The 12,077-nt window shown below is 63.2% G+C and carries 12 protein-coding genes; 5 read left to right on the top strand and 7 right to left on the bottom strand.

Features of this window, described 5'->3' with window-relative positions; genetic code table 11:
* The coding region (locus NKJ77_RS28805; protein ID WP_352536149.1) for a hypothetical protein at positions 1 to 185 on the top strand (185 nt) is incomplete at its 5' end.
* A gap of 147 nt (positions 186 to 332) precedes the next feature.
* Here NKJ77_RS28805 and NKJ77_RS28800 read toward each other — a convergent pair.
* The 7 genes from NKJ77_RS28800 to NKJ77_RS28770 form a co-directional block, all read right to left on the bottom strand.
* A complete protein-coding gene (locus NKJ77_RS28800; RefSeq protein ID WP_023670878.1) occupies positions 333 to 524 on the bottom strand; it encodes a hypothetical protein in 192 nt (63 codons plus the stop codon).
* Positions 525 to 931: 407 nt separating this feature from the next.
* Positions 932 to 1,570, bottom strand: coding sequence for an NAD(P)H-dependent oxidoreductase (locus NKJ77_RS28795; protein ID WP_023670877.1), 639 nt, complete (start codon positions 1,568 to 1,570; stop codon positions 932 to 934).
* A 61-nt stretch (positions 1,571 to 1,631) separates the two neighbouring features.
* Positions 1,632 to 2,687: an aldo/keto reductase gene (locus tag NKJ77_RS28790; protein ID WP_023670876.1), complete on the bottom strand. Its 1,056-nt coding sequence runs from the start codon at positions 2,685 to 2,687 to the stop codon at positions 1,632 to 1,634.
* Between the two features lie 20 nt (positions 2,688 to 2,707).
* Positions 2,708 to 3,655 (bottom strand): ABC transporter ATP-binding protein, encoded by a 948-nt coding sequence (locus NKJ77_RS28785; RefSeq protein WP_023670875.1) that lies wholly within the window; start codon positions 3,653 to 3,655, stop codon positions 2,708 to 2,710.
* The gene (locus tag NKJ77_RS28780; protein WP_023670874.1) at positions 3,633 to 4,631 is read right to left on the bottom strand and encodes an ABC transporter ATP-binding protein; all 999 of its coding nucleotides are present in this window, start codon (positions 4,629 to 4,631) and stop codon (positions 3,633 to 3,635) included. Before NKJ77_RS28780 ends, NKJ77_RS28785 begins: the two co-directional genes overlap by 23 nt.
* A 2-nt stretch (positions 4,632 to 4,633) precedes the next feature.
* The gene (locus NKJ77_RS28775) at positions 4,634 to 5,632 is read right to left on the bottom strand and encodes an ABC transporter permease (RefSeq protein WP_023670873.1); all 999 of its coding nucleotides are present in this window, start codon (positions 5,630 to 5,632) and stop codon (positions 4,634 to 4,636) included.
* The gene (locus NKJ77_RS28770; RefSeq protein WP_023670872.1) at positions 5,633 to 6,619 is read right to left on the bottom strand and encodes an ABC transporter permease; all 987 of its coding nucleotides are present in this window, start codon (positions 6,617 to 6,619) and stop codon (positions 5,633 to 5,635) included.
* Positions 6,620 to 6,932: 313 nt separating this feature from the next.
* Here NKJ77_RS28770 and NKJ77_RS28765 point away from each other — a divergent pair, with 313 nt between their 5' ends.
* The 4 genes from NKJ77_RS28765 (at position 6,933) to NKJ77_RS28750 (ending at position 12,071) form a co-directional block, all read left to right on the top strand.
* Positions 6,933 to 8,543: an ABC transporter substrate-binding protein gene (locus NKJ77_RS28765; RefSeq protein WP_023830917.1), complete on the top strand. Its 1,611-nt coding sequence runs from the start codon at positions 6,933 to 6,935 to the stop codon at positions 8,541 to 8,543.
* Positions 8,544 to 8,606: 63 nt separating this feature from the next.
* Positions 8,607 to 9,791, top strand: a complete 1,185-nt coding sequence (locus NKJ77_RS28760; protein WP_023670870.1) for an LLM class flavin-dependent oxidoreductase — start codon at positions 8,607 to 8,609, stop codon at positions 9,789 to 9,791.
* 9 nt (positions 9,792 to 9,800) lie between these two features.
* Positions 9,801 to 10,838: an ABC transporter substrate-binding protein gene (locus tag NKJ77_RS28755; RefSeq protein WP_023830918.1), complete on the top strand. Its 1,038-nt coding sequence runs from the start codon at positions 9,801 to 9,803 to the stop codon at positions 10,836 to 10,838.
* A gap of 15 nt (positions 10,839 to 10,853) precedes the next feature.
* A complete protein-coding gene (locus NKJ77_RS28750) occupies positions 10,854 to 12,071 on the top strand; it encodes an acyl-CoA dehydrogenase family protein (RefSeq protein ID WP_023727399.1) in 1,218 nt (405 codons plus the stop codon).
* Positions 12,072 to 12,077 lie beyond the last annotated feature (6 nt).

Genomic DNA, 12,077 nt, shown 5'->3' with positions numbered 1-12,077 from the left:
CGCGAGCACAAGAAGCTCGCTCTGCGCCAAGCCGCATGACCAGCATCATGATCGCCCATTTTGCAGAACTTGACGCACACAACCGTGCTCTGCCCTCTCTAGGAAGCCGGCGCCGCGCGCACTTACTGAAAAAACCCAAACAGAATAAGAGCGAGAAAGGCAAACAGCAGCGCTGCAGCCGCTAGCAACACACCTTTGTTGGAGCCGCGCCGAGGTTGAGGGTCAGGCACGAGTTTTTTCCGGTTTGGGAGTTCATTCATTGGACATTAATTTGCGGCTGCAAATTAGGTTCCGCTCATGCTTGAATGCCTACAATGCCGCCCCACAGCGCCCTACAGGCGCACGACCTTCGCTAGCCCTAGGCGTATCCGCTGGCCTTCTGCAAAGGACAACGCGAACGATTCCTGATTGAATGACCTGGCAATTTCCTGATCTTTCTCAACCACGCGGACGAACCATTCGCCGCAGGTTTCTGTCACTTCGACGCAAGGCACGGCCTTGCGGAATGGAACCACGTTATCCATCACAGCCGACCTACGAGCAATGGCAACATCGGTCTTGTAAGGCCACCGAATTCGGGATTTCAATAAAAAAGTCGATACGGAGCAGGAGCGGCTCGCCGTGGAGGGCATGGCGAAGCTTCTGAAGCGGTTTGTCTGACCGACTGTCTAACCAGGTTGTCTACCCTCGACGCAAAGCCTTGTTCATCAAGGCGACTGGTAGGCCCGGAGGGCGAACGAAAATCGTCGATTTTGTTGGGTTTTTCGCGGGCAAAAATCAGAAATCTTCCCGCATCGTTCCGTATGGTTCCGAGGACGGCCAAAGCACCGAACGCTCGGTGTTTGGCCTTCAGATGGAGCACGAATAGCGAAACTTCCAGGCAGCCATCACCCTACTACACTAAAAGATGTTCACGACCTTCCCGAACCCCTTAGTTCCGTTTGCCGAGGCAGCCGGCACCTGGCCGAGCCCGATACCCGTCAGCCTGAAGCCAGCCTGACCGGTTGGCTCTTCGGCTGCCGCGCTGAAAGCAACGTCGCGAACTGGTCCACGGCCTGTGCGGCCAGCCCAGGCCCGTTGGATCCAAAAGCTTGCCGTCGGCAAAATCGCTGTCGCTGCCATAGACGACGCTCGGCACCCTCAGCGCCGAATAGAAGCCGAACGGCGGGCGAAGCTGGTGTTCGACCACCAGCGCGTGGCGCTGGCCGCCTCCCGTCGCGCCGATCAGGACTGGGCGATCGACGAGTGCCAGCGGATCGATGAGGTCGAACAGGCCAGCATAGGAACCATTATAGACCGGCGTCGTCACGATCAGCGCGTCGGCTTGTTCGACCGCGGCCACCACATCCAGCGCCTCCGGCGTCGATTCCTTACGCGTGAACGCAGCACCCAGACCGCGGCCGGCATCGACGAGATCGAGGAAATTCACTGTGACCGACAGTTTTTCGCGCAGTGCCTCACCCAGATGATGCGCCAGCCTCCGTGATTTCGACGGCCTATGGGTGTTGCCTGACAACACGACGATGTTCTGGCGCAGCCGTTCGACATGGAAATTCGTGGTCTCTCTCATCTGTGCGAAATGATTGGAGACTCTGACGGGGCCGCCGGCCCCGCCAGTCCACAGCTGACCGTCAGGCGGCGCGCAGAGGCCGCGTCAGCGGGATCGGTGCGGCCGGCTCGGAACGCGGCACACGGCCTTCGACCGGATGGCTCGGATCGTTGAACCCATGCGTCGAGGCATGGCCGGCGGTGACGAGGCGGTCGACAAAGGCCTCGTCCTCGGCGGTCAGCCTGAAGTCCAGCGCCTTGGCGTAGCTGTCCCACTGTTCCTCAGTGCGCGGACCGGCGATCGCCGCCGTGATCAGCCGGTTGTTGAGCACCCAGGCCAGCGCGAAATCGGCGGCCGAGACACCGCGCGACTTTGCGTGCGCCGCGATCTGCCTGGCGATCTCGATCGATTCCGGGCGCCACTCGGTCTCGGCGATACGCTTGTCGCCACGCCCGGCCCTAGTGTCGGCGGCTGGCGCCTGGTTGGGCTCGTATTTGCCGGTCAGCACGCCGCGCGCCAGCGGGCTGTAGGAGACGACACCAAGACCAAAATAGGCTGCCGCCGGCAGTTGCTCGGCCTCGGCGGTGCGGTTGACGATGTTGTAGAGCGGCTGGCTGGCCACCGGCCGGTCGATGCCGAGTTCATCGGCGAGATGCGCGACTTCGGCGATGCGCCAGCCACGGAAGTTCGACACGCCGAAATAGCGCAGCTTGCCCTGGCGGATCAGGTCGGCGATGGCCCGCACCGGCTCCTCCAGCGGCGCATCGAAGACGGCGCGGTGGAAATAGAACAGGTCGATGTAGTCTGTTCCCAGGCGCCTCAGACTGTTCTCGACGGTCTGGATCACCCATTTGCGTGAATGGCCGCCGAGATTGGGACCCTTGTCATGCGAGTTGACGAATTTGGTCGCCACCACCCAATGATCGCGCGTCGCCTTGATGCCGCGGCCAACAACTTCCTCGGACTTGCCATTGTGGTAGACGTCGGCGGTGTCAATGAAATTGACGCCTTGCTCGCGCGCCTTGTCGATGATGCGGTGCGCGACCGTCTCCTCGGTCGGCCCGCCGAACATCATGGTGCCAAGGCTGAGCGGGGAAACCTTCAGGGCGCTGCGGCCGAGATAGCGGTAATCGGACATTGTTTTGCTCCGTTGAACTTTCAGTTGAGGGTTGGTTCGGCGTAGTGGCAAGCGACGTGATGCCCCGCCGCGATCGCCCGGAATGCAGGCTCCTGCGAACGGCAGAGATCCGTCGCCAGCGGGCAGCGCGTGTGGAAACGGCAACCGCTGGGGATGTTCTGCGGGCTCGGCAGATCGCCATGGATCGGCGCTGCCTGACGCCGGCGCACCGGGTCCGGCACGGCGTCCATCAGTGCGCGCGTGTAGGGATGTTTTGGCGAGGTCCACAGCGTCGCATTGTCGGCGCTTTCGACGATGCGTCCGAGATACATGACCAGCACCCGGTCAGCGAAATAGCGGACCACCGACAGATCATGCGAGATGAACAGGTAGGACAGGCCGAGCTGCCGTTTCATGTCGACCAGCAGGTTGAGGATCTGGGCCTGGATCGAAAGGTCGAGTGCCGACACCGGCTCGTCGCAGACGACCAGTTCCGGATTGAGGATCAGTGCCCGGGCGATGCCGATGCGCTGGCGCTGACCACCGGAAAATTCATGCGGGTAGCGGCCAAGCGAATCCTTGGGCAGACCGACGCGCTCGATTATATCCTCTACAATCTTGCGCCGCTCGGCCTTGTTGCCGATGCTATGGACTTTCAGCGGCGCGGTCAGGATGTCGCCAATCGTGTGGCGCGGGTTGAGCGACGCGAACGGATCCTGGAAAATCATCTGGATGTTGCGGCGCGCCGCCTTCAGCCGGCGGGCGTCGAGAACGGTGATGTCGGTGCCGTTGAACTCGATCTTGCCGCTGGTCGGATCGACCAGCCGCATGATCGTCTTGCCGAGGCTCGATTTTCCGCAGCCGCTTTCGCCGACGAGGCCAACCGTTTCGCCGCGTCCGACCTCGAGCGAGACGCCGTCGACGGCGCGCAACGCACCACCCTGAGCATGGAAATGCGTGGAGAGGTCAGAGACCGAGAGCAGCGCCATGCGCAACCTCCGGAATGAAGCTGTAGGGGCAGGCGACGAGGCGATCCTCGCTCACCTCGACGAGGTCGGGCACGAAATGGGCGCAGCTATCGCGCGCCACCGCGCAGCGCGGCCGGAACGGGCAGCCTTTCTCGCCAGCGGCCGAGACGATGCTGCCGGGTATCTCCGTCAGCCTGGCGTCGCGGTAGTGCAGATTGGTCTTCAGCCTTGGCGAAGCGGCCAGCAGGCCGCGCGTATAGGGATGGAGCGGGGTTCTGAACAGCGCGCCGGGCAGCGCCTGTTCAACCTTGCGTCCTGCATACATGACGACGACCTTGTCGGCCCACTGCGCGACGACGCCGAGATCGTGGGTGATGAGCACGACAGCCATCGACAGTTCGCGGCGCAGCGTATCGAGCAGGTCGAGCACCTGCGCCTGGATGGTCACATCCAGCGCCGTCGTAGGTTCGTCGGCAATCAGCAGGCGCGGACGGCAGGCAACGGCAATGGCAATCATGACTCGCTGGCGCATGCCACCGGAAAGCTGGTGGGGATAGTCGTCGATGCGCCGCTGCGGATCGGGAATACGCACCAGATTGAGAAGCTCGATGGCACGGTTCCGCGCTGCCTTGCCGCGTATGCCTTCGTGCAGCGTCAGTACCTCGGTGATCTGCCGGCCGATGGTCAGCACCGGGTTGAGCGACGTCATCGGCTCCTGGAAGATCATGGCGATCTCGCGCCCGCGCAGGTTCCGCATCGCCTTCTGGTCGAGACCGAGCAGATCCCTGCCGGCGAACTCGATCCTTCCATTGGGGATCTTCGCCGAGCGCGGCAGAAGCTGCATCAGGGCAAGTGCTGTCAGCGATTTGCCGGAGCCCGATTCGCCGACGATCGCCAGCGTCTCGCCTTCGCCGACCTCGAAACTCAGCCGGCTGACCGGCTCGGTGCTCGGGAAGCGAACCGTCAGATTGTCGACCTTGAGCAAAGCAGCGGCCATCTCTAGCGCTCCTGCAAGAAGCGCGGGTTGAGCGCGTCGTTGAGGCCGTCGCCGATCAAGTTCAGCGCCAGCACGGTGAAGACGATCGCAAGCCCCGGCAGTGCTGTCAGATACCAGGCGGTGCGGATCAACTCCCTGCCCGCTCCTATCATCGAACCCCAACTGACGACATTGGGATCGCCGAGGCCCATGAAGGACAGCGCCGATTCCATCAGGATTGCGGTTGCCACCATCACCGACGAGGTCACGATCAAAGGCGGCAGCGCGTTTGGCAATATCTCCCGAAAGATGATGCGGGCATGGCCATAGCCGAGGCTGCGCGCGGCCATGACGAAATCCTTTTCGCGAATGGCGCGGAATTCGGCGCGGGTCAGCCGCGCCACCGTCGGCCAGGTGATGACGGCGATCGCCACCGTCACGACAAGCGCCGTCGGTTGCGCGATCGCCACCATGACGACCAGAAGCACGAAGCTCGGTATGGTCTGAAAGATCTCGATCAGGCGCACCAGCACGTCATCGATCCAGCCGCCGAAATAGCCGGCGGTGGCGCCGACAAGGATGCCGAAGCTCAGGCCAAGTGCTGTCGCCACCAGGCCGACGAACAGCGAAATCCGCGCACCGTGCAGAATGCCGGAAAGCACGTCGCGGCCCATGGAATCGGTGCCCAGCGGAAAGCCAGGATTCTGCCCCGGCCAAAGGAAGGGCCGCGCCACCATCGACAGCGGATCGGCCGGATAAACGACGGGCGCCAGCAATGCTGCGAGCACGACCAGCGACAGGAACACCACGCCGAACATGGCGTTGGGATTGCGGAGGAAAATCCTCAGCGCCCGGCCGCCGGCTGCAATCGGTACCGACGCCGCAGAGGCGGAGCGCGCGTCGGGCGCGTGAAGATTGCTCCAGCTCTTCGCCTCGGGTTCAGCCGGTGCCGCAGGCTCGCGAGCCTCGGCATAGGCGCGGCGGGAGCGGGCGTCGCCCGCGACGAAATCGGTTGAAGCCATTCAGCGCACTCCGATGCGGGGATCGAGCCAGGCGTGCAGCAGATCGACCGTCGCATTGGCGACGATGACCAGCAGCGACGACAGCAGCAGGATGCCGAGCAGCACCGTGAAATCGCGGCCCATGACCGCCTCGAAGGCGAGGCGCCCGAGGCCGGGCCAGGAATAGACGGTCTCGACAACCACGGCGCCGCCAAGCATGCCGCCGACATGCATGCCGGCCATGGTGGTGATGGGGATCAGCGCGTTGCGCAGGACATGGCGGATGGTGATGATGGTTGGCGACAAGCCCTTGGCGGCGGCGGTGCGCACATAGTCCTGCGATTGGACTTCCAGCATCGCCGCACGCGTCAGCCGCGCATAGATCGCCACGTAGAACAGTGCCAGCGACAGCGCCGGCAGGATCATGTAGCGCACCTTGTCCCACAGGCCGGCGAGACCGGTCAGATTGCTGCCGATGGTTCCCGAACCGCCGCTCGGCAGCCAGCCGAGCTTGACCGAGAACAGCACGATCAGCATCAAGCCGATCCAGAAGCCCGGGATCGAATAGAACAGCAGCGAAACGACCGAAAGCAGACGATCCGGCAGGCGTCCCGAAAACACCGCCATCAACGATCCGAGGACGAGACCGAGTGCGATGGCGATACTCAGCGCCACCGCCATCAGCAACAGTGTGCCCGGCAGCCGCTGGCCGATCAGGTCGGCGACCGGCATGCCGTAGCGCGGCGAAAAGCCGAGACTGAAATGCGCCAGGTTGTAGAGATAGTTGAACAGCTGGACGAGCAGCGGATTGTCGAGCCCGAAGCGCTCGCGCAGCGCAGCCATGGTTTCCACCGTGGCCGAACCGGCCTCGCCGGCCATGACGTCGGCAGCATCGCCCGGCGCAAGCTGCAGCAGGAAGAAGTTCAGGATGACGATGCCCAGAACGGTTGGCACCGCCTGGATGGCCGTGCGCCGGAAGGTTCTGCCAATGCGCGTCAGGGTCGACATCGTTTTCGCTATCCCGGCTGTGGCTGACGATGCGGGTTTACTGTTTCCCGGAAGTTCCGTGCTTTTTAGTTGACAAGATTTATAGACGTTGTCAAACCTGATCTAAGAAATTTTGTTCTGCAAATGGCGAAACTGCAGAATAGAATTTTGTTTCATGCTACAAAAAAAGCCATTTGAAGTATGAAATCTTAAGTGCGGGAGCGCGGCGGCCAAATCTTTTCACAAACGGGCCGGCTCTTGGAACGATGGATTTTTCACCCGGCTGCCGACGACCGGCCGATTGATGCCGGCAGCAAAAAAGGACCAGGGCACCATGTCTCATTTCCTCACTCCGAACCGCCGCAGGTTCCTCGGCCTTTCGGCGACAGTGCTCGGAGCCACCCTGTTGCCCGCATCGCGCAATGCCTACGCAGCCGAGCCGAAACAGGGTGGGACGGCGACGCTGCTGCTCTCGGCCGAGCCGCCGGTGCTGACGACGATCGCCCACACCGCATTCAATTCGGTCTACGTCTCGGCAAAGACCACCGAGGGCCTGCTGACCTATGATTTCGATCTCACGCCGCGGCCATCGCTGGCCAGGCAGTGGTCGGTCAGCGACGATGGCCTGCAATACACATTCAAGCTGCGCGAAGGCGTGAAGTGGCATGACGGCCAGCCATTCACCGCTGCCGACGTCGCCTATTCGATCGCCACGATTAAGGAGGTTCATCCGCGCGGCCGCAACACCTTCCTCAACCTTGTCGATATCCAGACGCCGGATCCGCTGACCGTGACGCTGGTTCTGTCGAAGCCGGCACCTTACCTGATCACGGCGCTGGCCGCGGCCGAAACGCCGATCGTGCCGAAGCATCTTTATGACGGCAGCAAGGCCGCCGAGAATCCGGTCAACACGGCTCCGATCGGCACCGGCCCATTCGTCTTCAAGGAATGGGTCCGCGGCAGCCACATCGTCTACGAACGCAACCCCGGCTATTGGGATGCACCGCGCCCCTATCTCGACCGGCTGATCGTGCGTTTCATTCCGGACGCCTCGGGACGCGCACTGGCGCTCGAGACCGGCGAGATCGACCTGGCGCCGGCAACGCCGATCCCGTACAGCGATTTGCAGCGCTTCGAAACGCTGCCGCATATCGGCTTCGAGAAGCAGGGTTACCAGTATTCCAACGGCATCAGCCGGGTCGAGTTCAACCTGGAGAAACCCTATTTCCAGGATGTTCGCGTCCGCCGCGCCTTCGCCCATGTCATCGACCGCGACATCATCCGCGACACCATCAACTACGGCTATGGCGCGACCATTCCGGGCCCGATCAATCCCAATCTGAAGAAGTGGTTCGTCGCCGACCTGAAGACCTATCCGGTCGACATTGCTGCCGCCGAGAAACTGCTCGACGAAGCAGGCTTGCAACGCGGTGCCGACGGCACCCGCCTCAACCTTGTCCACGACTATGTCCCGAGCGGCGAGACCTACAAGCGCGGCGCCGACTACATCAAGCAGGCGCTGTCCGCGGTCGGGATCGCGGTCACCGTGCGCAGCCAGGATTTCGCCACCTACACCAAGCGCATCTACACCGACCGCGATTTCGACTTCACCTTCAACGGCATGAGCAATCTGTTCGACCCGACGGTCGGCGTGCAGCGCCTCTACTGGTCGAAGAATTTCAAGCCGGGCGTGCCGTTCTCGAATGGCTCGAAATACAGCAACCCCAAGGTCGATGAACTCCTTGAAGCGGCCGCTGTCGAGGTCGACCACGAAAAGCGCTTCGAGCAATGGGCCGCGATCCAGCAGATCCTGGTCGAGGACCTGCCCGACATCGGCATCGTCAGCCAGCCGGAAATCACCCTCTACAACAAGCGCATCGCCGACCACACGGTGGGCGCCGAGGGCAATGCCGGCTCCCTCGCAACAGCCCACATCGTCGCCTGATCCGCCAAACCCGTGCGCGGTCTTCACGCACGGGTTCCCTGCCTCCATCCGAGAAAGTTCGCCATGACGCTCGCCCATAAGCCTGGTTCCATCGTCGGCACGCCCTTCTTCAGGGCGCCCACCGATTATCCCGACAGCCCGCTGTCGAAAGCGCTTCAGCAGCCGGTGCTGCTCGGGCTGTTCCTGCCGATCCAGGCCGGTGGTTGGACCAACTCGACCCTGGAGCGTTCGACCGACTGGCGCTTCGACTACAATCGCGACCTGACGCTCAGGGCGGAAGAGCTTGGCTTCGACCTTGTCTTTGCCCTCAGCCAATGGCTGCCCAAGGGTGGTTATGGCGGTGTCTTCAACGGCCAGGCGCTTGACAGTTTCGTGTCCATCGCAGCCATGGCCGCGATCACCAAGAGGATCATGCTGATCTCGACCATGCATGTTCTCTACGGCCCGTGGCATCCGCTGCATCTGGCGAAATTCGGCGCTACTCTCGACCACATCTCCGGCGGCCGCTGGGGCATCAATGTGGTCACCGGCCATCGCGCCGTCGAACACGAGATGTTCGGCTGGAACCGCATCGAGCATGACCGCCGCTACGAACTCGCCGCCGAGTTTGTCGAAGTGCTGCAGCGGCTGTGGCAGGACGACGAGAATTTCTCCTTCTCCGGAGAATCGAGCTGGAAGCTCAACGGCGGCTTTGTCACGCCGAAGCCGAATTACGGCCGGCCGATCCTGGTCAACGCCACCGGCTCCGACGCCGGCATTTCCTTTGCCGGCCGTTACTCCGACATCGTCTTCGTCACCAGCCCGGCCGGCTCAGACATAGCCAGCGCGCTGGAGGCGCTGCCGGCGCATACCAAGAAGGTAAAGGACGCGGCCCTCGGTGTCGGCCGCACCGTGCGCACGCTGCTCAACCCGCTGGTCATCAGCCGTCCGACCGAGAAGGAAGCCTGGGCGGTCGCCGACCAGATCGTCGCCCATGCCGACAGCCGCACGCCGAAGGGCTTCCAGACCTTCAACAGCGACGCCCAGGCCTGGAAAGGTCGAGAAGGCCGTGACGATCCCTACGCCAAGGTCGGCGGCAACATCTATCTCATCGGCACGCCCGAGCAGATCGTCGACCAGTTCGTCAAGCTCAAGGACGCCGGCATCGACGGACTGCAACTGTCCTTCTTCGACTTCAAGCCGGATCTCGAATTCTTCGGCGAGAACATCCTGCCGCTGATGAAGCAGGCCGGCCTGCGCAACGTCTGAGGAGCAATCATGACCACGACTGCGATCTCCGAAATCTGGTACACACGCTGCCCGGTGCCGACGCCTGTCGGACTTGCGGCACAACTCGGGCTTCTCGACGAAACCTTCCGCAAGGAAGGGATCGAATTGAAGTCGATCATCGACTCGCCCAACCGCGATATCCGCCAAAGCCATTTCAACCACACGCTCGACTGGTCGTTCCGCCACGGCGGCAACGTGCCGCCGATCCGTGCCCGTTCCGAAGGGCGCAAGACGCGTCTCGTCGGCATCACCTGGACCGACGAGTTCCAGGCCATCATCGCCTTGCCCGGCTCCGGCATCAAAACGACCAGAGACCTGAAAGGCCGCCGGTTCGGTATCGCCCGGCGTCCGGAAGGCATTGTCGACTTCATGCGGGCGACGGCGCTGAAGGGCCTGGTATCGGCGCTGTCGCTCGAGGGCCTCAGCCATGCCGACGTCGAGATCGTCGACATCGCGCTGACCGACAGTGTGCTCGACAGCCAGGAAGGGCCATCGTTGTTCGGCCTCAAGCGCAAGCAGGCCTATGGCGAGGAGGCAGCAGCCCTGATCCGTGGCGAGGTCGACGCCATCTATGTCAAGGGCACGGCCGGCATCAATGTCGCCAATCTGATCGGCGCCATCCAGGTCGCCGAATTCGGCTTCCACCCGGAGCCCAATATCCGCATCAATTCCGGTTCGCCGCGCGTGCTGACCGTCGACGATTTGCTGGCCGAAGAACGCCCCGATCTGGTCGCTCGGCTGATCGAGACGATCCTGCGCGCCAGCGCCTGGGCCGAGGCGCATCCGGAAGAGACGCGGCGCTTCGTCGCTCGCGAATCCGGCGCCACCGAAGAGCAGGTGCTGGCCGCAAACGGCCCGGATGTCCACAAGCATCTCGGCCTTGGACTGCAGCCCGAACTCGTCGCGGCGGTTTCCCACTACAAGAATTTCCTGCGCGACTGGGGTTTTCTCGCCAGCGATTTCGATGTCGAGAAATGGGTCGATCGCCGGCCGCTCGATCTGGTGACCATTCGCGCCGCCGCCTGAGAGGAAGCCAGCTTCATGACCTCGACCATTCCCGAGTTTCCACAACTCCTCGACACGGCAGCCGGCCTTGCCAACGACTTCGCGCTGACCGCCGCGCATCACGACGCGACCGGGGATTTTCCGTTCGCCAATTTCGACCGGCTTCACCAGGCCGGGCTGCTTGGCCTGGTGACGGCGCGCGAGCATGGGGGCCTCGGTGGCGGGCTGATGGAAGCCCAGGCAGTGATCGCCGAGATCGGCCGTGGCGAGCCGTCGACGGCGCTGGTGCTGGCCATGCATTACAACAGCCAGTACGCGCTGCGGAAATCCGGCAAATGGCCGCGCCATCTGGTGCAGCGGATTGTCGAGGCCGGCCGCCTCGGCCCTGCTTTGATCAACGCCGCGCAGGCCGAGCCGGGGATCGGCTCGCCCGCTCATGGCAAGCCGCCCGAAACCATTGCCCGGCGCGACGGCAATGTCTGGCGGATATCCGGCCACAAGAATTACGTCACCGGCATTCCCATTCTGAAATGGGTGAACTTGCTGGCGCTGACCGACGAGCCGCAACCGCGCCTCGCCTCGTTCCTGGTGCCGACCAATGCGCCGGGATTGCGCGTCGAAAAGACATGGAATGCCGCCGGCATGCGGGCCACCGCCAGCGACGATGTCATCCTCGACAATGTCGTGGTGCCTGCCGAAGACATTACCGAGGCACAGCCGGCGTCTGAACCGCTGAGACGTGAAGAAGGGCCGACAGCGTTCTTCTTTTCGCTGATCGGCGCTGTCTACCATGGTGCGGCCCGCGCGGCCCGTGACCGGCTGGCCTCCTTCGTCACCACGCACGCGCCGGCGAGCCTCGGCGCGCCGCTATCGACGGTGCCGCACATCCAGGCGGGGCTGGGCGACATCGAGGTTCGGCTTGCGACCAGCACGCGGCTGCTGCGTTCGCTCGCCGAAGATGTCGATGCCGGCCGACCGGTCGGCACCGACGGCATGACGGTCAGGCATGTCGTCATCGACAATGCCGTTGCCGTCACCTCGCTGGCGCTGGAGCTTGCCGGCAATCCCGGCCTCAACAGAGACTTCCAGCTCGAGCGCCACCATCGCGATACGCTGACCGCGCGCTCGCATGCACCACAGAACCACATGATCCGCACGATCGCCGCCAAAGCGGCGCTCAGCCGCCACGCTGCCCCTCAGGTAGCCGAGCCGCCGGCTGTTGCTGTCAAACCCAGGCTCAAGGCGGTCGGGTGAGCGGCG

Source organism: Mesorhizobium sp. M0052, assembly GCF_040323255.1.
GTDB lineage: Bacteria > Pseudomonadota > Alphaproteobacteria > Rhizobiales > Rhizobiaceae > Mesorhizobium.
Note: the sequence above shows the minus strand (reverse complement) of the source record. Positions and strands in the feature narration are given on the sequence as shown.